Source organism: Streptomyces sp. NPDC000134 (assembly GCF_042899225.1).
GTDB lineage: Bacteria > Actinomycetota > Actinomycetes > Streptomycetales > Streptomycetaceae > Streptomyces.
This window is the reverse complement of sequence record NZ_JBIAZN010000003.1, coordinates 335389-356532: the sequence shown is the minus strand read 5'-3', so window position 1 is coordinate 356532 and position 21144 is coordinate 335389. Positions and strand designations below refer to the sequence as shown.

Sequence of the window (21144 nt, the reverse complement as noted above, 5' to 3'; positions counted from 1 at the left end):
ATGACCACCAGCACCCCGCTCGCGGCACTCGGCTCGCTCGGTTCGCTGGGCGGACTGTTCTCCGCCACCGTCCTGTACTCCATCGGCTGCGGCGTCGCCGTCGGCGGCGGCCTCGCGCTGCTCCTGGTCGCCGTACGCGGGCTGCCGGTCAAGCCCGAGCACGAGAAGCGGCAGGCGAGTGAGCGGGCGGGCGAACTGATCCGCTGGGCGGGTCAGCGCGGCTCCCTCGCCGCCATCGTCGGCCTCGCCGTCCTGCTGCTCACCCGCTGGGCGGTCCTCGGCATCGCGGCCGGCGTCCTCGTCTTCTTCTGGGACCGCCTCTTCGGCGGCGCCGCCGAGGAACGCGCCGCCATGAAGCGCGTCGAGGCCCTCGCCTCCTGGACGGAGTCGCTGCGCGACACCATCGCCGGCGCGGTCGGCCTGGAGCAGGCCATCCCGGCGTCGGCGCGGGCCGCCGCACCCGTGCTCCGGCCCCATCTGGACGCCCTCGTCGACCGGCTGCGCAGCCGTACGCCGCTGCCGGACGCGCTCCAGCACCTCGCCGACGAGATCGACGACGCCTCCGCCGACATCATCGTCGCCGCGCTGATCCTCAACGCGCGGCTGCGCGGCCCCGGCCTGCGGCAGGTGCTCGGCGCGCTCGCCAAGTCGGCGCGCGAGGAGGTCGACATGCGCCAGCGCGTGATGGCGCAGCGCGCCTCCACCCGCCGGTCGGTGCAGATCGTGGTCGCCGTGTCGGTGGCGTTCGTCCTCGGCCTGTCCGTCTTCAACCGCGACTTCGTCGAGCCGTACGGCACACCGGTCGGCCAACTGGTCCTGCTCTGCGTGTGCGGGCTGTTCGCGCTGGGCTTCTGGTGGCTGCGCAAGCTGTCCACGATCGAGACGCCGGAGCGGTTCCTGGTGCGGAGCGACTCGGGCGTGCGGTTCGTACGTCCCCGTACGGCCGCGTCGGGCCGGCCTCAGACGGCGGGGCAGGCCCCGGCGGCGGTGCAGTCCCAGCCGTATCCGGGCCAGCAGGGAGAGGGAGAGGGAGAGGGAGAGGGGGTACGACGGTGAACCTGACGATGCCGGTCCTGGTCGGCGCGGTCCTCGGCCTGGGCGTCTACGCCCTCGTCCGCGCCCTCATGCCGAGCAGGCGCAGCCCCGTCCAGCAGGTCGCCCGGATCGACGCGATGCGGGCGCGCGGATCGGCGTACGAGACGGCGCGCACGCCGCAGGAGACGGGGCGGTTCGGTGCGCTGCGCGCCCAGGTCGGGGCGCGGGTCGCGGAGTTCTACCTCCAGCAGGGCTGGGAGCAGCGCTCGCTGCGCGCGGACCTGGCGGTGCTGGACCGGAGCTGGGAGAAGTTCCTCGCCACGAAGGTGCTGCTGGGGGCGACCGGGCTGTTCTTCGGCCCGTTCCTGTTCGCGGTCGTCTACGCGCTGGGCTTCAACCGCAGCCCGGCCGTCCCGGTCTGGCTGGCCCTGCTGTGCGCGGTGGTCTTCTTCTTCCTCCCCGACCTGGAGATCCGGCGGGACGCGGCGGACAAGCGCCGTGACCTGCGGCGGGTGATCGGCGCCTATCTGGACCTGGTCTCCATGAGCCTGGCCGGCGGCCGGGGTCTGCCGGAGGCCCTGATGGCGGCGGCGGAGGTGTCCGACGGCTGGGCGACACAGCGCATCCGCAACGCCCTCGCCGACGCCCGTATCACCGGCGTCAGCCAGTGGCAGGCGCTGGGCCGGCTCGGCGAGGAACTCGGCGTGGAGGAACTGAAGGACCTCTCCGCCTCCCTGGCCCTGGTCGCGGACGACGGCGCCAAGGTCCGCGAGTCCCTCGCCTCCCGCGCCGAGACCATGCGGCACCGCGAACTCGCCGAGATCGAGGGCAGCGCGGGCGAGAAGTCGCAGTCGATGCTGGTGGCCCAGTTGCTGCTGTGCGCCGGGTTCCTGGTGTTCCTGATCTTTCCGGCCGCGATGCGGGTGTTCCAGGTGTGAGCGGCTCCCGACGAATCCTGCCCACCCCACTGTTTCGAGAGGACGACACATCATGAACGGACGGAACTTCAGCACCGGCATCCCGGCGATGGACTTCCTGGTCACCTTCCTGCGCGCCCGCGTGGAGCGCGCCCGCTCCGGCGAACTGGACCGGGGCGCGTCCGCGGTCGAGTGGGTCATCATCTCCGCGGTCGTGGTGGCGATCGTCGGCGTGGTGGCGGCCATCATCAACGCCGCGCTCAGCGAGGGCGCCAACAAGGTCGGCAACTGCATCAAGGGCGCCGACGCCGACGGCACCTGCTGAGCCGGACGCGGGACGGCGGACGGCACGGGGACACGGGGACACGGGGACACCGGGGGCACGGGGATGCGGGCGAGACTGCGCGACTGGACGCGCCGCAGGGTGGGGGCCGCGCGTGCGGCGGCGGCCACCCGCGGCGATTCCGGCATGACCGCGATCGAGTTCGTGTTCCTCACGCCGGTCCTGTTCTTCATGATCTTCGCGACGGTCCAGTTCGCGCTGTACTTCTTCGCCGACCACGTCGCCCAGGCGGCGGCCCAGGCCGGGGCGCGCAAGGCCCGTGCGACGGCCGACGCCCAGCCCGGAAGCTGGCGCGGCGAGGCGGGGGCCGTGGTCGACAGCTACATCAGCCAGCTCGGCCCACAGCTCGTCCTCGCCCCCGACGTCACGATGCTCCAGCCGGAGCAGGACATGGTCGGCGTGGAGATCACCGCCCGTATCCCGACGGTCTTCCCCGGCCTGGACCTGACGGTGCACGCGCGGTCGGTGGGGCCGGTGGAACGGTTCGTGCGGGAGGAGGAGAACTGATGGGCCCGTACGACCGGGGCCCGCGGGGCCGTGGGCCGGACGACCGCGGATTGTCGACCGTCGAGGTGGTGATCCTCGCGCCGGTGATGATCCTGTTCATCCTGGTCCTGGTCGCCTTCGGGCAACTGGTCGACGGCCGGGGCGCGATCGACGGCGCGGCCCGGGACGCGGCCCGCGCCGGCTCCATCCAGAAGGACCACGGTACGGCGATGGCGGAGGCGCGCAAGGCGGCCCAGGCCGACCTGGAGGACATCTGCTCCGGCCCGGTGTCGGTGGTGCAGAAGAGTGCCGGTTTCGAACCGGACACGCTGTTCACGGTCGAGGTGAGCTGCGAGGTCCGGGGCCTGGCGATGATCGGCCTGGACATCCCGACGACGCTGTCGGCGAGCTTCAGCTCCCCACTGGACCCGTACCGGAGGACGGCGTGAGGGCGTGGGCGCGCGGGTGGCTCGGTGCGCGGCTCGGGCGACTGGACGACCGGGGCTCGGGCGCCGGCGCGGTCATCATCTTCGCGCTGGTGTTCCTCTCCCTCTCCGCCTTCGTGATCGACGGCGGCCTGTCCATCTCCAAACGCGAACGCGCCGCCGACATCGCGGAACAGGCGGCCCGCTTCGCCGCGCAGGACATCGACCGCGAGGCCCTCTACGACAACGAGGGCGGACCCGCGCCGATCAACTACGAGAACTGCGACGCCCGGGTCAAGACCTTCGCCCGCGAGATGGACATGACCGGCGCGGACATCGCCGGCACCCACTGCGTCGCGGCCGACACCGACCGCGTCGAGGTCGAGGTGCGGCTCACGTACTCCCCGGTGTTCACGGGCATGCTCTACGGCGGGGACGTGGTGGTCCGGGGCCGCGCGGTGGCGGAGAACGAGGTCGGCTGAGCCCTGCCCGTCCCTTTCCTCGGTTCAGCCAAGGCGGCGGTGACCTGCGAGACGCCCGGTCACTTCGCGCCGCCACCCTTGCCGCCCCGCTTGTCCTCCGTCTTCACCGCGTCGTTGATCTGCTTGGTGAGTTCGTCGTCGAGTTTCTTGAACTCGCGGACGACGGCGTCGGACATGTCGGCGAGGGCGTCGAGCTGCTGGGTGATGTCCTCGCGGCCGTCCTCCCAGTTGGACTCGAAGTCGCCGAGGGCGTCGTTGACACTGCCGTCGCCGATGTCGTCCTTGTACGACTCGAACAGCTTCCTGGTGTGATTCAGCCGCGTCTTCAGCGACCGCAGCCGGCGCCCGTATCCCTCCAGCTCCTCCAGCGGCAGCGCGAGATCGCTCTTGCCCTTGCCCATGGCGTGCGGCCCTCCTCGGGTCAGACGAAACGGAAGGTGCCGGTCACGGCGTCGAAGATGTCGTGGAACGCCTCGGCGAGGTCCAGCACGGGACTGGCCCCGGAGACGAGCACGACCTGATCGGTGGTTCCCGGTACGGGGATGTACGTCTGCGTCAGCACCATGCGCAGGGTACGGCTGTCGCCCTCGGCGACCGGGACGTCCTCGACGCCGTAGGTCCGCGCCGCGGTGCCCACGTCCGGGATGTCGACGGTCGTGACCTCGCGCCAGGCGTCGCCCTCGCGGCGCGGAGTGATCGTGCGCAGGTTCTCGGCGATCGCCCGGGGATCGGTGGACAGGGCGACGCCCTGCCGGTCCTTCGCGCCGAGGACCGAGACGGTGACGGTCGCGGACAGCGGGACACCGTCGAAGTTCTCGGCCATGCAACCGAGGTACAACGCCCCGGAGTCGTGGGCGTCCTTGGCCATCTTGCGGAGCATGGCGGAGATGTCGGCGCGGTACGGCGCCAGGTCGGGCAGGTCCCGGACCCGCGCGTCCACCAAGCTCCGGATGGTCGCCTCCCGCCCTTCGGGCCGGATGTCGAACTCCCACCACGACTCGGGAACGGAGACCGAGATGCCGAAAGGAGTGTCCTGGTGCTCTGTGTTTGCTGATGGTGTCTCGCTCATGACCTTGTTTTTCTCGGTGTCGCGCTGTCCAGTGGAGTGGTTTTGTCCCGCCGCGTTCTCGAATCATTCGGGCATGGGGATTCCTTCTGTTTCGGCGATCTCCATGGCGCGTTCCACACCGATGTCCGGTGCTGTGTAGTCGAGTGAGGCGATATGATCGAGAAACGCAGTCGGTGGGGCCACGCGGTGGTACTTGACGTAGTCGGACCAGGCGAGATGCCATACCCATTCCCCGTCCGTCATGACGCCGATGCGTACGTGCATCTCCGGAGATTCGGAAAACGGGTCCGGTACGGTCCCGGGGGAGTAGATCAGTGGTTCGGCCTCTTCCAGGAAACTGGCAAGGCGATCGGTCAGTTCCGCTGGCAGGGTATTCGCTAGGAAGTCGGCTTCCGTTCGAGGTTCACCGATGCGATGCGGTACGGGGACCTTGGCCATGTCTTACTTCCCTCCGTTGGGATAGAAGGTCTCGAAATCGCCACGAAGCTTCGGGTGCATGTAGGTGCCGTTGGCGTCGAACGGAGCCACGGCCGTCCTGCCGTTGGGCCACACCCACAGGAAGTCATTGGGTGCCTCGACTTTGACGCCGAGGGAGTTCGCCAGGTTCTGTGCGAAACCGTCGGATTTCATGCCTGTCTGGCAGGAGAGAAGCCTGACGGTCTCGCCGTTCCAGCCGTGTGCACGTATCAGTGACGCGATCTCTCGATGGTTGAAGTTGTGCCAGTTCTCGGAGAGGTGTGCCGGGCCGTCTTTGATCTGGTACCCCACCGAGGTGGGGGAGCCGTGAATTCCCACATCGAAGGTCCCGTTGTTCTTGATTCGGTTCATGCTTTTCAGTAGAGGGTCCCCGGGTTTGAAAACCAGCATTCCAGGGCGCCCGTCCTTGAACGCCTGAACTTTGAAGGAAAGCGGGCTCTTGCCCCGGCCGGCGAGTCCCTTGACCAGCGAGACGACGTTGGCCGATCCGTTGCGAATACCGTTGGCCAGCCCTTTCAGACCGCCACCGATGCCGCCCATGAGGCCGGTGCCCAGTGCCCTGAGGCCCCCCGCCTTCCACAGCTTGCCGAGTTTGGCGAGGCTGGTGAAGCCCTTGGTGGCGGGGATGCAGTCGAGGGCCGCCCAGACCAGGTCGCCCCAGCCCGCCTGGCCCTTGATGACCTTTCTTATCGTGTCGGCCATCACGATCAGCGCGGCCGCGAAGACCAGCCAGCCCAGTGGGCCGCCCACGATCATCACGATGATGCCGACGATGGCCACGACCCATTTGCAGACCGTGACGATCTCGTCCCAGTGGTCGGAGACCCAGTCGCCGATCTCCTCCCACCAGTGGCGGTTGGGGATGCCGGCGTCCGACGCCTCGCGGAGCTTGGTGACCGTGCGGCGGGCGGCCTCCTCGCGCAGGCCCCTCGCCTGGGCGGCGAGCTTCTTGGCCGCGTCGAGGGCGCTCTGCGCGTCGTCGACGTTCCGCTGGGCCGCGGCCTCGCGGGCCTTGGCGTGCTGGGCGTCGCGGGTCGCGCGGCGGACGTCGGCCTCGTCGGGCTTGGGGATGTCCCGGCCGCCGTTCTCGGCCGGGTCGTAGGAGTCGGCCTTCTCGGTCGCCGTGCGCACCCAGTCCTGGGCGCCGGACAGGGCGGTCTGCGCGGTGGTGAGTTCCTCGCGTGCCTTGCGGCCGTCGCGCAGTGCCTTGTCGGCCTTCTCCTGGGCGTCCTGGAGGTCGGGCCAGAAGGAGGCGAGCGCGTCACCGGCCAGGTCGTAGGACTTCTTCAGTTTGCGGAGCTTCTTCGGCGCGTCCGCGAACTCCTCCGCGAAGACGTCCGCCGTCTTCCCGGCCCACGAGAGGATCTCGTCCTCCTTGGCGATCCCCTTGAGGTCGCGCAACGCCTCACCGACATCGGCGGCGAAGTCGTGCAGGGTACTGGCGAGTTTGCGGATGCGGTGCGGGTCGCCGGGGGTGGGGTCGTCGTCCAGATCGAGTATGTGCCAGTCCGTCGGCCTGTGCGACACGCGTACTCCCCCGTCATCACTTCAGCAACGCCCGTGTCGGAGCGTGCAGCGAAGCTACCGCACGGTGGGGTGGCGGACTCAAGAGCGGCCTGGGCGAGTGTGGCTGGTGTGGCTGGTGTGACCTAGTGCGGCACGGGCGTGGTCCGAGGGCCGGCGCCGTACCGGGGGCACTGGCTTCCGCCCTGCGGACTATCGACGCGGGGAGCGCGGCGGTTTTCCGGCAGTTCGTCGAATCGTGCCTGGCCGATTCCCAGGGGAGATCTTCGGGGGGTGGGGGGTGAAATGGCGGGTGCGGTGGGCAAGTCGGGCTTACCGGGCGGGGGTGAGTGCTCGGTTCGGTCGGGGCTTCGACCGGGGCTTGTGGAGTCAATAGGATCTCCCTACGCCTCTCCCTCCACACCGACCCGGGACACCCGCCATGCCGCGACGTCGCCCTTCCAGTCCGTCGAGTCCGTCGAGTCCGACGGGCAGTTCGCCGGGCCCCAGGAACCGGACGCCGCAGCCCGTGCGGATGCGGCGGCGTACGGCCGGGGACTTCGTGAAGGCGTTCCTCGCCTTCGTCGTGCTGGTCGTCCTGGTGCTCGGGGTGCCGTTCGCGCTGGCGACGCAGATCGGGTGGCCGCTGCCGAGCGGGGCGCCGAGCCTGGACTGGCTGCAGCGGGAGATCAGTGTCCAGACGTTCCTGAACATCCTGACCGTCATCGTCTGGTTCGCCTGGGCCCAGTTCGCCGCCTGCGTGCTCGTCGAGGTCAAGGCCGCGCTGTCCGGGGTCGGCGTGCCGGGACGGGTGCCGGGCGCCGGGCCGAGTCAGTTGCTGGCGCGGCAGCTCGTCGCCGCGCTGCTGCTGGTCGGCGCCACCGCCGCCGGCCTCATGCCGGGGCTGGCGCAGCTCGGGCAGCAGCACGGACTGGAGGGCAACCAGAAACCCGCCGTCGCCGCCGCCCAGCAGACGCCGGGGATCTTCGCCCAGCAGGAGGCGCGCACCGGGGCCGCCGCGAGCGCCCTCGCCGAGCAGGCGGCCCACGCCGCGGCCGACGCCCGGGGCACCGCCGAGCACGGCGACACGAAGTACTACCGCATCCAGCCGCCCGAGGGACGTCACCACGACTCCCTCTGGGAGATCGCCGAGCGGCACCTCGGGGACGGACGCCGGTACAAGGAGATCTTCGAGCTGAACAAGGACCGGGTGCAGCCGGACGGTTCGAAGCTGTCCGAGGCCAGCCTCATCCGGCCCGGGTGGATCATGGAGATGCCCGGCGACGCGCACGGCGGCGAGCTGGTCGAGATGCCCGACGAGGCGCCGGGCGTCTCCCCGCAGGTGCGGCAGCAGATCGACGCGTACGCCCGGACCGGGGATCAGCACCAGCAGCAACGGGAGAATCAGGGGGACGCCGGCTCCCGTGCCTCCCTTCCCGAGCAGCGGCCCGCCCCCGCTACCCCCGCCCCCGCTACCCCCGCCCCCGCTACCCCCGCCCCCGATGCCGCCGGTCAGGAACAGCGGTCGTTCGGGCTGCCCGAGGCACTCCTCGCCGCTCCCCTCCTCGCCGCCGGGCTGCTCGGGGCGCTCGGGCGGCGGCGCCGGCAGGCGCTGTGGCAGTCGGCGCTCGGGGCCGTCGGCGGGCGGCGCGGCATGGAGCCGCCGACGCCCACCGGCGACGCGCAGGACGTGCAGGACGCGCTGCTCGTCGGCGCCGACCCCGACGGCGTACGGATGCTCGACCGGTCGCTGCGCGGGCTCGCGGCCTCGCTGGCCGCGGAGTCGCGGGCGCTGCCGGTCGTGTACGCGGCCTGGCTCAGCAACGGGGACCTGCACCTTCAGCTCGCCCAGCCCGCCGGGAAGCCGCCCGCGCCCTGGCGACCGGGGCAGGACCAGACGTTCTGGACGCTGGGCCGCGCCGACGCCGAGCGGTACGAGGACGCCGACACCGCCGCCCCGTACCCCGGCCTGGTCAGCCTCGGCACCATGGACGACTCCCGGCTGCTGCTGAACCTGGAGTCGGTGCCCGGCATCGTCTCGCTCAGCGGCGGCGAGGCCGACCGGGCCGCCGTGTTCGCGTCGATCGCCGCCGAACTGGCCACCAACGGCTGGTCGGACCGTATGACCATCACGCTCGTCGGGTTCGGCGACGACCTCACCCCGCTCGCGCCCAACCGCATCCGGCACCTGGACGGCACCGAGGCGCTGTTCGAGACGATGGAGGCGGAGACGCGGCAGCGGCGCGGCGCGCTGGGGGCCGCCGGGCACGACTCCGTACTGACCGGGCGCACCGGCCCGGCCCGGCACACCCGCTGGGCCCCGCACCTGGTGCTGCTCGCCGCGCGGCCCTCCGACGAGGACGCGCGCCGGCTCGCCGAACTCGCCGCCGACGCCGGCCGGCTCGGCATCGGGTACCTCGTCGGCACCGACGGCGGTGAACTGCCCGGCGCCGCCTGGGAGATGGAGATCACCGCCGACGGGCGGCTGCTCGCCCCGCTGCTCGGCCTGGAACTCGACGCCCAGCTCCTGCCGGCCGCCCAGCGGCGGGCCGTCGTCGAGCTGTTCTCCGCCGCCGACCCCGGCAGCGGACCCGACGGGGGGCCCGGCAACAGCCCGCCGTTCCTCGTCGACATCAGCGAGGAGGGGCGGCCCGCGGTGTACGCGCGGCTGGTCGGCCCGTACGAGATCATCGGGCTCGACGCCCCGGACGGCGAGCGCAGCGCCCAGTTGCACGAGGCGCTCGCGCTGCTCCTGCTGCACCGCGAGGGCGTCCACCCGCGCGTCCTGGCCTCCGCGCTCTGGCCGCGCGGTGTGACGGACGACGTGCGCGAGGCCCTCCTGGAACGGTTGCGCGACTGGCTCGGCACCGACCCCGACGGCAGCCCCCGGCTCCGTACCGACGCCACCGGACGGCTCACCCTCGCCCGGTCCGTCGTCTCCGACCTCGACGTGCTGCGCTCCCTCTATTACGAGGCCACGCAGGGCAAGGGCACCGACAACCGGGCCGTGCGCGGCCGGCTGCTCACCGACGCGCTGGTGCTGGTGCGGGGACCGCTGCTCGCCGACCGGCCCGGGGACCGTTACCGCTGGCTCACCCACGAGATCGTGGACGCCCGGCTTCCGCTGCTGGTCGCGGACACAGGGCTGGCGCTGTCGGAGTTCCACATGGAGAAGGACCGGGCGGAGAAGGCCATCGAGGCGCTGAACGCGGCGCTGCGGACCGCACCCGCGGACGAGCGGCTCTGGCACGAACTGCTGCGCGCCACGCACGCCACCGGCGACCCGGCACGGCTGCGCGCCCTCGCCGCCGACCTCGTCGGACGCGGCGGGGCACGCGGGCTGCCGCCGCGCACCGAGGCGCTCCTGGACGAACTCCTCCCGACCTGGCGCGAGGCGTCCCCGGCGGCGGGATGACCTCGGTGGGCGCCCTCGACGTGCTGGTCATCGGCGTCGCCGCGCTGTGGGGCGCGGCCATGGGCGCGCTGCTGCCGCGCGCCGCCTACCGCTTCTCCGCGCCCGCCGGGGAGCCCTGGCGGGACCGGTGTCCGGGGGGACATCCGGTACGGGGGTGGCTCGGGCGGGCGTGGTGCGGTGCGTGCGCTGGGGGGGAGGGGGCGTACGCCGTCCAGGACGGGGGGACGCACGCCCCGCGCGCCTCGCACGCTCCGCAAGGGGGCTCCCACGCCCCGAACGACGGCCCGTTCGCCCCGGACGGCGGCCCGTTCGCCCCGGACGGCGGCCCGTCCGTCCCGAACGACGGCCCGCCCGCCCCGGGCAACGGCTCGTACGCCCCCGGCCCCGCGCTCCCCGCCGTCGTGACCGCCCTCGTGTGCGCCGCCCTCGCCGGTGCCGCGGGGGTCCGGCCCGAGCTGGTCGTCTGGCTGCTGCTGGCGCCCGTCGGGGTGCTGCTGGCGGTGGTCGACCTGCGGGTGGCCCGGCTGCCCGACCCGCTCACCCTGCCCTTCGCCGGTGCCGCGCTCGCGCTGCTCGGGGTCGCCGCGTTCCTGCCCGAGCACGCCGGGTCGTGGACCACCGCCCTGCTGGGCGCCCTCGCGCTGGGCGCCGGTTACTTCGCGCTGTGGCTGATCAACCCGGCCGGCATGGGCTTCGGTGACGTGAAACTGGCCCTCGGCGCCGGGGCCGTCCTCGGCTGGTACGGCTGGGCGACGGTGATGCTGGGCACCCTCGCCGGGTTCCTGCTGGGCGCGGTGTACGGCGGCGCCCTCGTCCTCGCACGCCGGGCCGGACGCAAGACGGCCATCGCGTTCGGGCCGTTCCTCGTCGCGGGCGCGTTCCTCGGCGTGCTGGCGGGGGCGTACGCGGCGTGACCCACTGGCGCGTACACGCGTGACGTGCCCGCGATCAGTAACGGCCTGACGTCGGGGGCGCGCAGTGGCTGGCGTACGCTGGATCGGTCCGTCCACAACCCTTACGAAAGGGACGCCGGTGACCGAGAAGGCCGACCTTCAGCCCATCCTCGACCGTGCCGCCGCCGGTGGGCGGATCACCCCCGAAGAGGCCCTCGCCCTGTACCGCGACGCCCCGCTGCACGCGCTCGGCGCCGCCGCCGACACGATCCGCCGGCGCAAGTACGCCGGGATCGAGCACATCGCGACGTACATCATCGAGCGGAACATCAACTACACCAACGTGTGCGTCACGGCGTGCAAGTTCTGCGCGTTCTACGCGGCTCCGAAGGACACCGCGAAGGGCTGGACCCGCGACCTCGACGACATCCTGCGCCGCTGCGCGGAGACCGTCGAGCTGGGCGGGACGCAGATCATGTTCCAGGGCGGCCACCACCCGGACTACGGCGTCGAGTACTACGAGAAGCACTTCGCCGCCATCAAGAAGGAGTTCCCGCAGCTCGTCATCCACAGCCTGGGGGCGAGCGAGGTCGAGCACATGGCGCGGATCTCCAAGGTGTCCGTGGAGGAGGCGATCCAGCGCATCCACGCCGCCGGGCTGGACTCGTTCGCCGGCGCCGGCGCGGAGCTGCTGCCCGAGCGGCCGCGCAAGGCGATCGCGCCGCTGAAGGAGTCCGGCGAGCGCTGGCTGGAGATCATGGAGACGGCGCACAAGCTCGGCGTCGAGTCCACCTCCACCATGCTCATGGGCACCGGCGAGACCAACGCCGAGCGCATCGAGCACCTGCGGATGATCCGGGACGTGCAGGACCGCACCGGCGGCTTCCGCGCCTTCATCCCGTACACCTACCAGCCCGAGAACAACCACCTGAAGGGCCGTACGCAGGCGACCCTCTTCGAGTACCTGCGCATGATCGCCATCGCGCGCATCTTCCTCGACAACGTGGCGCACATCCAGGGCTCCTGGCTGACCACCGGCAAGGAGGTCGGCCAGCTCTCCCTGCACTACGGCGCCGACGACCTCGGCTCGGTCATGCTGGAGGAGAACGTCGTGTCCTCGGCCGGTGCCCGGCACCGCTCCAACCGGCTGGAGCTGATCGACCTGATCCGCAAGGCGGGCCGGGTCCCGGCGCAGCGCGCCACGACGTACGAGCACCTCGTCGTGCACGACGACCCGGCGAACGACCCCGTCGACGACCGTGTCGTCTCGCACATCTCCTCCACCGCGATCGAGGGCGGCACCGCGCACCCCGAGCTGAAGCTGATCGCGACCAACTGACGTCCCCGTGCTGACGATCCACGCCGCCGACGAGGTCCGCACCGCCTGGGACGGTGAGCCGCTGACGGACGGCGCGGTCGCGGTGGAAGGTGAGCGGTTGGCCCGGGTGGGGCCCGCCGAGGACGTGGTACGGGCCTTTCCCGGCGCCCGGCTGCGGCGCTGGCCCGGTGCGCTGGGCCCCGGGCGGGTGCACGACGGGCCGCTGCCGGACGCGCCGAGCCCGCGGGAACGGGTGCACGCGGTGCTGAAGCTGGGCGCGGTGGCCGTCCTGGCTCAGCACGTCGACGCCGAGCTGCGGGCCGCCGCCGTGCGCGGGGGCGTCCTCGTGCTGCCGGCCGCGCGCCCGGCCGTCCTGGCCGAGGGGGGCCGCGCCGACCTCGCCGTGCTCGACGCCGACGGGGCGTGCCTGGCGACGGTGTGCGCGGGGCGCCTGGTGCATCGGCGGCGCTGAAGCGGCCTGCTGCCGGGGCCCGTCGAGCCGGTCAGCCCGCCAGTGCCTCCCCGAACGCCCCCGCCTCCTGCGTCACACCGCTGCAGTCGGTCGCCGCGTCGTCCGAGTCGGCGTCGCCGTCGCAGCTCCGGTCGCGGAAGGCCGCCCACATCGACACCCAGGCAAGGGACTTCTCCTCCGCGAACGCGCGCACCCGTGCCGCGTCCTGAAGCGTGAACGTCTCCCCGGCCACGTCGTTGACGCCGATCATCGAGGTCAGTGCCATGCCCCGCCAGGCGTCCGCGCCGGACAGGCCGAACACCTCCTTGAGCTGGCGGTGCGCGGCCTTCGCGGAGGTGATGGCGTAGTCGCCCATGTCGCCGGTGTAGGACTCGCCGTAGTTCATGGTCATCAGGTTGACCGTGGAGACCTGGACGCCGTGGTCGTCGGCGGACTCCAGCAGCGCCAGGCCGTCCTCGTCGAGACCCGAGGGCATCACCGGCAGGGTGTAGGAGATCCGCAGGTCCTCGCGTTCGTCCTGGAGCAGCGCGAGCGCCCGCGAACGCAGGGCGACCGAGTCGGGGTCGGTCAGCTCGTCGCCCTCGATGTCGAAGTCGGCCAGCGTGGCACCGGCGGCGTCCAGTGCCGCGCCGTACGCCTCGGCCAGCTCCGCCGCGCTGTCGCAGGTCGCCGCCAGCTCCTTGCCGGAGGCGCCGCCGAAGGAGACCCGGACGTCGGCGCCGTCCTCGGTGAGCCGGTCGATGCGGGAGGTGACCGAGGAGTCGTCGATCGCGTGGGTGCCGTTCCACTCGGGGGTGCAGCCGCTGCCCGAGGAGATCACGAAGGCCAGGTTGTACGTCGAGGGGGAGCCCGCCGAGTCGTCGGCGGAGGCGCCGGTCGCGCTCACGTACGGGGCGTACGCGGTGGCCGACGAGGGGGTGGTGGGCGCCGCGTCCGTCGTGCCGGTACCGTTCTGCGAACATCCCGCCGCCGCGAGGGCGACCAGACAGACGAGCCCGGCGGCGGACTTTCGTGGACGGCTCATCGCGTGCGCTCCTGCTTTTGTGGATGGTGTCCCAGAATGGAGACGAAGACTGTCCCCGGACCGGAAAGGTTCCATACGACACTGTGTCTCACCTGGGAGAACATCCGTTATGCCGAAGGATTTCTCAGGTGAATGACAGGTCCGGGCGTTTCTCATGGACGGCGCACAAGAGAGCCAGAGTTTCGGGCACATAAACGCTCTCTAATATCCGGGGAATGCATTCCGAGACTGCCATCGAAACCCGCGCCGCAGCGCGCGGTCGCCGTCGCAAACGCGGCAACGGGCCCGCCGGCGGGCCCGTGTTCGTTGACACCTCCGGTCGCCGGGCCCGGCTGCTGCGCCGGATCGGGCTGCTCCTGGGCGTCGTCTGTTCCGGGTACGCGATCGTGCTGGGCCTGGCCTTCATGGGCATCGGCACCTCCATCAACCCGTCCTCGCTGCTGCCGTTCGGCGCGAGCGGGAACGGCACCGCCCCGGGCGGCGGAATCCGGCCCCGGGGCGGGACCGCGCCGAGCGGCGTCCCGAGCGACGTCCCCGGCCGGGCTCCGAGCGGCGCCCCCACCGGCGCCCCGCCCAGCGCCGCCGCCGACTCCGCCCCCGCCCCGGCCGCCTCCGCGACCGCCCCCGCCCCGGCCGCCTCCGCGACCGTCCCCGCCCCGGCCGCCTCCGCGACCGCCGACTGACCGGAGTCGCAGCCACCCCATGACCAGCACCACACCCTCGCGCGGCCGGCGCCGTGCCCCCGGCCGCATGGAGCGGGCCGCCGGCCGTGCCGCCGCCCTGCAACGGCCCCGGGTCGTCCTCGCCCTGCTGCTCCTGCTGGCGCTGACCTGCGTCATGCTCCTGGACGGCTATCTGCGCGCCGAGGTCGGCGGCGACCAGCGCGTCCGCACCGGGGCCAGCTCCAGCGACGTCCCCGACGACATCATCGACGGCGGGCCGATCCTCACCTTCCGGGGCGGGCAGGCCACCACCGTCTCCGTCCCGGACAAGACGATCGCGCTGACCTTCGACGACGGCCCCGACGCCACCTGGACGCCGAAGGTCCTCGAGATCCTGGAGAAGTACGACGTGCCCGGCACGTTCTTCCTGGTCGGCTCGATGGTCTCGCGCTATCCGGACATCGTCGAGGACATGGTCGAACAGGGCAACGAGGTGGGCGTCCACACCTTCACCCACGTCGACCTCTCCTACCAGAGCGCCGCCCGCGTCACCCGCGAGATCGAGCAGACCCAGTTGGCGCTGGCCGGCGCGGCCGGCATCACCACCACGCTGTTCCGGGCGCCGTACTCCTCCGAGACGGACGCCATCGACAACTACAGTTGGCCGGTCTACAAGAAGCTCGGCGAGGACGGCTACACCAGCGTCTTCATCGACACCGACAGCGACGACTGGAAGCGCCCCGGCGTCTCGAAGATCATCGAGTGGGCCACGCCGGAGGACGGCGAGGGCGCCTCCGTCCTCTTCCACGACGCCGGCGGCGAGCGCGCGCAGACGATCGCGGCGCTGCCGAAGTACATCGAGAAGATGCGGGCGAAGGGCTACACCTTCACCACCGTCAGCGGCGTCATGGCGGAGCAGCGCGGCACGGGACAGGGCGCCGCACCGCTCCAGGACGGGACCTCCCGGCTCCAGGCCGCCCACCACCGGGCCACCGGCGCCACCCTCTACGAGGGCAAGGCGCTCGTCGCGGCCGTCGCCGTCGCCGAGTGGACCGTGCCCGCCCTGTCGGTGGGGCTGACGATCGTCGGCGTGGCCGTCCTGGGCCGGTTCGGGATGATGCTGCTGCTCGCCCGCCGTCACCACCGGCAGCGCAACAGACGCCGGTTCGGCTGGGGACCGCCCGTCACCCGGCCGGTGAGCGTGGTCGTCCCGGCGTACAACGAGAAGGAGTGCATCGCCAACACCCTGCGGTCGCTGGCGCGGAGCACCCATCCGATCGAGGTCGTCGTCGTGGACGACGGCTCGACCGACGGCACCGGCGAGATCGCCCGCGAGGCGGCCCGCTCACTGGGCATGACCGACGTCCGGGTGATCCGCCAGGAGAACGCGGGCAAGCCCGCCGCCCTCGACAACGGCGTCCGTCACGCGAGGTGCGACATCGTGGTGATGATGGACGGCGACACCGTCTTCGAGCCGGACACCGTACGGCACCTCGTCCAGCCGTTCGCCGACCCCGCCGTCGGCGCGGTCGCGGGCAACGCCAAGGTCGGCAACCGCGACACCGTCATCGGCGCCTGGCAGCACATCGAGTACGTGATGGGCTTCAACCTCGACCGGCGGATGTACGACCTGCTGCGCTGCATGCCGACCATCCCCGGCGCGATCGGCGCGTTCCGCCGCGCGGCGGTGCTCGACGCCGGCGGGATGAGCGACGACACCCTCGCCGAGGACACCGACATCACCATCGCCCTGCACCGCGCGGGCTGGCGGGTCGTCTACGAGGAGCACGCCCGCGCCTGGACGGAGGCCCCAGGTTCCCTCAAGCAGCTCTGGTCCCAGCGCTACCGCTGGTCGTACGGGACCATGCAGGCGCTGTGGAAGCACCGCGAGTCCCTCACCGACCAGGGGCCCTCGGGCCGCTTCGGCCGGGTCGGGATGCCACTGGTGGTGCTCTTCCAGATCGTCACGCCGCTCTTCGCCCCGCTGATCGACGTGTTCACCGCCTATTCGATGATCTTCATCGACTTCCGGGCGGCGCTGCTGGCGTGGCTGGCGGTGCTCGGCGTCCAGGTGTCCTGCGCGGCGTACGCCTTCCGCCTGGACCGGGAGAAGTACCGGTATCTGCTGATGATGCCGCTCCAGCAGCTCGCGTACCGGCAGATGATGTACCTCGTCCTGATCCACTCCTGCGTCACCGCCCTGACCGGCGGCCGACTGCGCTGGCAGAAACTGAAGCGCACGGGAGAGGTCGGCACCCCGGCGGGGACGGCGTGACGGGGGCGCACCGCAAGGCCGGTCCCGCCCCTCGGCGTACGGCTCCGCGGCCACCGGTGGTCACCCCGGCCCGTTCGGGCACGGCCCCGCCGCCCCGGGCGGCCGGGGCCGGGGGCCGGGACCGCTGTTTCGACACCCTGCGCGCGGTGGCCCTGGTCCGCGTCGTGGCGTACCACACCTTCGGCTGGGCCTGGGCCGGGCTGGTCTTCCCCTCGATGGGAATCATGTTCGGGCTCGCGGGCACCCTGATGGCCAAGTCCCTGGAACGGCCCGCCCTGTCGGTGGTGCGCGGCCGCGTCCGCCGGCTGCTGCCTCCGTTCTGGTTCTGGGGCGCCTTCGTGGTCGCGGCGATGCTGGTCCACGGCTGGATGCCGGACTGGCGCATCGTCTACTGGGTGGTGCCGCTGGGCGACCCGCCGGGCAGCGCCTGGGGCGAGCAGGCGTGGGAGATCCTCTGGTACCTGCGGACCTATCTGTGGTTCGTGCTGCTCTCCCCGCCGCTGCTGCGCGTGTTCCGGCGTGCGCCGACCGTCGTCCTGCCGGCCTGCCTCGTCCCGGTCGTGGTCCTCCAGTACGTCTGGCAGGTGCCGGACGACCGCTTCGGCACCTGCCTGCTCGACCTGGCGACCTACCTCTTCTGCTGGGTCCTCGGCTTCGCCCATCGCGACGGGGTGCTGGCCCGGCTGCGGCCCGCCGCGGTGGTCCCGCTGTCGCTCGCCGCGCTCGCGTACGGAAGCCGGTACGCCCTCGCGCACCAGGGGGAGTACGGCACCTACGACCTGGACGACATCCCGCTCGCCCAGGCGTTCTGGTCGGCCGGTTACGTGACGCTGCTGATGTACTCCAAGGCGCGGCTCGGGGTCGGCCTGGCCGGGCTCGCCCGCCACCGCTGGCTGGACCGGCTGGTGACCGTGTTCAACGCGCGGGCGGTGACGATCTACCTCTGGCACGAGCTGGCCCTGATCCTGGCCGTGCCGCTGATCGACCGGTTCTGGCAGGTGCCCGCCTTCGAGGCGTACCTGCCGCTGGACAGCCAGTGGTTCCTGTTCGGCGTCGGCTGGGTGCTGATCGCGGTGTCCGTGCTGGCCTGCGGCTGGGTGGAGGACGTGGCCGGACGGAAGAGGCCGCGGCTGCTGCCGTGATCGCGCCCTGCAAGAATGGCCGGGTGACCCGCGCCTCCCTGAACAAGCAGCCGCACGAAGTCGCCTCGATGTTCGACCACGTGGCGGAACGGTACGACCTCACCAACGACGTGCTCTCGCTCGGCCAGGACCGGGTGTGGCGCAAGGCGGTCGCCCGCGCCGTCGACGCCCGCCCGGCGCAGAAGGTCCTCGACCTCGCGGCGGGCACGGCCACCTCCTCGCTGCCCTTCGCCCGCACCGGCGCCTACGTCGTCCCCTGCGACTTCTCGCTGGGGATGCTGCGGGTCGGCAAGCAGCGGCACGCCTGGCTGCCGTTCACCGCGGGCGACGCGACCAGGCTGCCGTTCCGGGACGACGTCTTCGACGCCGTGACCATCTCCTTCGGGCTGCGCAACGTGCAGGACACCGACGCGGCGCTGCGCGAGCTGTACCGGGTGACGCGGCCCGGCGGGCGGGTCGTCATCTGCGAGTTCTCGCATCCGACCTGGGCGCCCTTCCGGACCGTCTACACCGAGTACCTGATGCGGGCGCTGCCGCCGGTCGCCCGCGCGGTCTCCTCCAACCCCGACGCCTACGTCTACCTCGCCGAGTCCATCCGCGACTGGCCGGACCAGCCCGCCCTCGCCGGGAAGTTGAGCGCGGCGGGCTGGTCGAAGGTGGCCTGGCGGAACCTGACCGGCGGCGTGGTGGCCCTGCACCGGGGCTTCAAGGAGAGCTGAGCACCGCGGCCTTCGAAGAGAGCTGAGCACCGCGGCCTTCGAAGAGAGCTGAGCACCGCGGCCGTCAAAGAGGGCTGAGCACCGCGTACCTTCCGCCCGGCTCCTCCAGCTCCCGTTGCAGGCCGCCCCCGGAGGGCGGGCGCGGGCGCGGCTCGCGTACGCCCGCGCCGCCGCCCCCCTCACCCTCCCCGAAGTCGAACCACACCGTGACCACGGCCCCGCGCGGCACCTCGACTCCGGGCGGCGGGTACTGCCGTACGACATGGTCGACGACGGTACGGAGGAAGTCGGGACGGTCCGGGGCGGCCAGCAGCACCCCGTGCGCGTACGCCGACGCCCGCGCGTCCACGGCCATCAGACCGACGAGCTTCGGCACCCGGACTTCCGGCGTTCTGGGCGTAGTCGGCACGGATCTCACCCCCAGCGGTACCGGAAGCGTAGCCGCGCCGAAGCCCCCTCTGGAAGCGCTCCGTCATTTTTTCCGGCCGAAAACTACCCAGCGTCACAATGTGAGCCGGTAGCAGTGCCCCTCCTCCTGCCGCGTCGGGGTCCGGAACGTCTCGGCGAGCCGCATCCCCAGCCTGTGGGTGACGGCGATGGACCGGCTGTTGCGCGCGTTGACCATCGCCACCACCCCGGGTACGCCCGCCGCGCGCACCCGGTTCAGCGTCTCCCGCGCCGCCGCCGTGACGTACCCCTTGCCCCAGTGCGCCCGCCCCAGCCGCCAGCCGATCTCGATCTCGCCCTTCGGTCCCCACTCCCACGGCCAGGGCTGGGCGCCGGTGAAGCCGATGACCTCGCCGGAGTGGTCGAGCACGGTCCACAGGCAGAAGCCGTGCTCGGCGTCGTGGCGGCGCTGGCGGGCGGTCAGCTCCTCGTAGACGGACAGCTCGGCCGCCCGCCCGCCGTGGAACTCCATGACCTCCGGGTCGGCGAAGACCCGGTGCCAGGCGACGGCGTCCTCGTCGGTGGGAACGCGCAGTTGTACAGCGGGGAGAGCCTGCTTCACGGGGCAGCCCTTCATCCGGGTGATCGGTGACGCTGAATAGACTGCCCATGTCCGGTGCCGGTCGGCACGCAGATTCTTGAACCCGTGGGAGATCCCGCCGTGACCGAGCCCCTCTCCGACAACACCGCCGATGTGATCGTCGTGGGCGCGGGGCCAGCCGGCTCCACGACCGCGTACCACCTGGCCAAGGCCGGGCTCGACGTCCTCCTGCTGGAGAAGACCGCCTTCCCCCGCGAGAAGGTCTGCGGCGACGGACTCACCCCCCGCGCGGTCAAACAGCTCGTGGCCATGGGCATCGACATCTCCGAAGAGGCGGGCTGGCTGCGGAACAAGGGCCTGCGGATCATCGGCGGCGGCACCCGGCTCCAGCTCGACTGGCCCGACCTCGCCTCCTTCCCCGACTACGGTCTGGTCCGCAAGCGCGACGACTTCGACGAGCAGCTCGCCCGGCAGGCCCAGAAGGCCGGCGCCAAGCTGTACGAGCGCTGCAACGTCGGCGCCCCGGTCGTCGACGACCGCACCGGCCGCATCACCGGCGTCCGCGCCAAGCTCGGCGAGGAGAAGCGGGAGGTCACCTTCCACGCCCCGCTGGTGGTGGCCGCCGACGGCAACTCCACGCGGCTCTCCCTGGCGATGGGCCTGCACCGCCGCGAGGACCGCCCGATGGGCGTCGCGGTCCGCACGTACTTCACCTCCCCCCGGCACGACGACGACTACCTGGAGTCCTGGCTGGAACTCTGGGACCGGCGCGGCCCCCAGGACCGCCTGCTGCCCGGCTACGGCTGGATCTTCGGCATGGGCGACGGCACCTCCAACGTCGGTCTCGGCGTCCTGAACACCTCCGCCTCCTTCAAGGACCTGGACTGGCGCGAGGTGCTGAAGGCGTGGTGCGCCTCCATGCCGGAGGACTGGGGCTACACCCCGGAGAACATGACCGGCCCGATCCGCGGTGCCGCCCTGCCCATGGCCTTCAACCGCCAGCCCCACTACACCAAGGGCCTGCTCCTGGTCGGCGACGCCGGCGGCCTGGTGAACCCGTTCAACGGCGAGGGCATCGCCTACGCCATGGAGTCCGGCCAGATCGCCGCCGACGTCATCGTCCAGGCGCACGCGCGGGCCACGCCCGCCCAGCGCGAGGTAGCGCTCCAGCGCTACCCGCGGGTGCTGAAGGACACCTACGGCGGCTACTACACCCTCGGCCGTGCCTTCGTGAAGCTCATCGGCAACCCGAAGGTCATGCAGATCGCCGCGCAGCGCGGTCTGACCCACCCGGTGCTGATGAAGTTCACCTTGAAGATGCTCGCCAACCTGACGGACCCGACCGGCGGCGACGCGATGGACCGCATCATCAACGGCCTGACGAAGGTGGCCCCGAAGGCCTGACCACGACGGCCCCGGCCGGCCCCGGCGGCCGGGGCCGCTCCGGCGGCCGGGGCCGCTCCGGCGGAGGAACGGCCCACGACGGGCACGCCAGGAAT

Annotated in this window: 22 protein-coding genes; 15 read left to right on the top strand and 7 right to left on the bottom strand. The window is 71.9% G+C overall.

The genetic code is table 11. From position 1 onward, the window contains the following. From ACFY32_RS06435 to ACFY32_RS06410, 6 genes are all read left to right on the top strand, one after another. On the top strand, positions 1–1056 hold the full coding sequence (locus ACFY32_RS06435; RefSeq protein WP_390673557.1) for a type II secretion system F family protein: 1056 nt from the start codon (positions 1–3) through the stop codon (positions 1054–1056). Continuing rightward, positions 1053–1973: a type II secretion system F family protein gene (locus ACFY32_RS06430; RefSeq protein ID WP_390673556.1), complete on the top strand. Its 921-nt coding sequence runs from the start codon at positions 1053–1055 to the stop codon at positions 1971–1973. The genes ACFY32_RS06435 and ACFY32_RS06430 overlap by 4 nt, the downstream gene beginning before the upstream one ends. Before the next feature lie 52 nt (positions 1974–2025). Next, positions 2026–2277, top strand: a complete 252-nt coding sequence (locus tag ACFY32_RS06425) for a hypothetical protein (protein ID WP_359189536.1) — start codon at positions 2026–2028, stop codon at positions 2275–2277. Positions 2278–2340: 63 nt separating this feature from the next. After that, on the top strand, positions 2341–2802 hold the full coding sequence (locus ACFY32_RS06420; RefSeq protein ID WP_359189533.1) for a TadE family protein: 462 nt from the start codon (positions 2341–2343) through the stop codon (positions 2800–2802). Continuing rightward, positions 2802–3230 (top strand): TadE/TadG family type IV pilus assembly protein, encoded by a 429-nt coding sequence (locus tag ACFY32_RS06415; RefSeq protein ID WP_390673555.1) that lies wholly within the window; start codon positions 2802–2804, stop codon positions 3228–3230. The genes ACFY32_RS06420 and ACFY32_RS06415 overlap by 1 nt, the downstream gene beginning before the upstream one ends. Beyond that, complete coding sequence (locus ACFY32_RS06410; RefSeq protein WP_359189528.1) at positions 3227–3688, top strand: pilus assembly protein TadG-related protein; 462 nt, start codon at positions 3227–3229, stop codon at positions 3686–3688. The genes ACFY32_RS06415 and ACFY32_RS06410 overlap by 4 nt, the downstream gene beginning before the upstream one ends. A gap of 59 nt (positions 3689–3747) precedes the next feature. Here ACFY32_RS06410 and ACFY32_RS06405 read toward each other — a convergent pair whose 3' ends face one another. The 4 genes from ACFY32_RS06405 to ACFY32_RS06390 all read right to left on the bottom strand — a co-directional run bounded on the left by ACFY32_RS06405 (position 3748) and on the right by ACFY32_RS06390 (position 6761). Next, positions 3748–4089, bottom strand: coding sequence for a hypothetical protein (locus ACFY32_RS06405; RefSeq protein WP_359189526.1), 342 nt, complete (start codon positions 4087–4089; stop codon positions 3748–3750). Positions 4090–4109: 20 nt separating this feature from the next. Next, on the bottom strand, positions 4110–4757 hold the full coding sequence (locus ACFY32_RS06400) for a hypothetical protein (protein WP_359189524.1): 648 nt from the start codon (positions 4755–4757) through the stop codon (positions 4110–4112). 63 nt (positions 4758–4820) lie between these two features. After that, positions 4821–5195: a hypothetical protein gene (locus tag ACFY32_RS06395; protein ID WP_359189523.1), complete on the bottom strand. Its 375-nt coding sequence runs from the start codon at positions 5193–5195 to the stop codon at positions 4821–4823. A 3-nt stretch (positions 5196–5198) separates the two neighbouring features. Further along, complete coding sequence (locus tag ACFY32_RS06390) at positions 5199–6761, bottom strand: putative T7SS-secreted protein (RefSeq protein ID WP_359189520.1); 1563 nt, start codon at positions 6759–6761, stop codon at positions 5199–5201. A gap of 511 nt (positions 6762–7272) precedes the next feature. Here ACFY32_RS06390 and ACFY32_RS06385 point away from each other — a divergent pair. The 4 genes from ACFY32_RS06385 to ACFY32_RS06370 all read left to right on the top strand — a co-directional run bounded on the left by ACFY32_RS06385 (position 7273) and on the right by ACFY32_RS06370 (position 12835). After that, positions 7273–10152 (top strand): BTAD domain-containing putative transcriptional regulator, encoded by a 2880-nt coding sequence (locus tag ACFY32_RS06385; protein ID WP_390673554.1) that lies wholly within the window; start codon positions 7273–7275, stop codon positions 10150–10152. Beyond that, positions 10149–11066, top strand: a complete 918-nt coding sequence (locus ACFY32_RS06380; RefSeq protein ID WP_390673553.1) for a prepilin peptidase — start codon at positions 10149–10151, stop codon at positions 11064–11066. The genes ACFY32_RS06385 and ACFY32_RS06380 overlap by 4 nt, the downstream gene beginning before the upstream one ends. Positions 11067–11184: 118 nt before the next feature. After that, on the top strand, positions 11185–12384 hold the full coding sequence (mqnC, locus tag ACFY32_RS06375) for a cyclic dehypoxanthinyl futalosine synthase (protein ID WP_359189510.1): 1200 nt from the start codon (positions 11185–11187) through the stop codon (positions 12382–12384). 7 nt (positions 12385–12391) lie between these two features. Beyond that, positions 12392–12835: a hypothetical protein gene (locus tag ACFY32_RS06370; protein WP_359189507.1), complete on the top strand. Its 444-nt coding sequence runs from the start codon at positions 12392–12394 to the stop codon at positions 12833–12835. Positions 12836–12866: 31 nt separating this feature from the next. On the opposite strand, the gene ACFY32_RS06365 is transcribed toward ACFY32_RS06370, so the two are convergent. Beyond that, positions 12867–13859 (bottom strand): chitinase, encoded by a 993-nt coding sequence (locus tag ACFY32_RS06365; protein ID WP_390673552.1) that lies wholly within the window; start codon positions 13857–13859, stop codon positions 12867–12869. A gap of 299 nt (positions 13860–14158) precedes the next feature. On the opposite strand from ACFY32_RS06365, the gene ACFY32_RS06360 reads away from it, so the two are divergent. From ACFY32_RS06360 to ACFY32_RS06345, 4 genes are read left to right on the top strand one after another with little or no spacing between them, the layout of a single operon-like run. Next, positions 14159–14542, top strand: a complete 384-nt coding sequence (locus ACFY32_RS06360) for a hypothetical protein (protein ID WP_390673551.1) — start codon at positions 14159–14161, stop codon at positions 14540–14542. Positions 14543–14561: 19 nt separating this feature from the next. Further along, the gene (locus tag ACFY32_RS06355) at positions 14562–16796 is read left to right on the top strand and encodes a glycosyltransferase (RefSeq protein WP_359189498.1); all 2235 of its coding nucleotides are present in this window, start codon (positions 14562–14564) and stop codon (positions 16794–16796) included. Positions 16797–16852: 56 nt separating this feature from the next. Then, positions 16853–17938: an acyltransferase gene (locus ACFY32_RS06350; RefSeq protein WP_390673550.1), complete on the top strand. Its 1086-nt coding sequence runs from the start codon at positions 16853–16855 to the stop codon at positions 17936–17938. 23 nt (positions 17939–17961) lie between these two features. After that, positions 17962–18657, top strand: coding sequence for a demethylmenaquinone methyltransferase (locus tag ACFY32_RS06345; RefSeq protein ID WP_359189495.1), 696 nt, complete (start codon positions 17962–17964; stop codon positions 18655–18657). A gap of 64 nt (positions 18658–18721) precedes the next feature. Here ACFY32_RS06345 and ACFY32_RS06340 read toward each other — a convergent pair whose 3' ends face one another. Together ACFY32_RS06340 and ACFY32_RS06335 are read right to left on the bottom strand one after the other, a co-directional pair. Beyond that, positions 18722–19066: a PASTA domain-containing protein gene (locus tag ACFY32_RS06340; RefSeq protein ID WP_359189492.1), complete on the bottom strand. Its 345-nt coding sequence runs from the start codon at positions 19064–19066 to the stop codon at positions 18722–18724. 93 nt (positions 19067–19159) lie between these two features. Further along, entirely contained in the window at positions 19160–19666 is a 507-nt protein-coding gene (locus tag ACFY32_RS06335; RefSeq protein WP_359189489.1) for a GNAT family N-acetyltransferase, read from the bottom strand. Positions 19667–19765: 99 nt separating this feature from the next. Here ACFY32_RS06335 and ACFY32_RS06330 point away from each other — a divergent pair, with 99 nt between their 5' ends. Next, positions 19766–21049 carry a geranylgeranyl reductase family protein gene (locus ACFY32_RS06330; RefSeq protein WP_359189486.1) on the top strand — a complete coding sequence of 428 codons (1284 nt, stop codon included), beginning with the start codon at positions 19766–19768 and terminating at the stop codon, positions 21047–21049. The last annotated feature ends 95 nt before the right edge of the window (positions 21050–21144 follow it).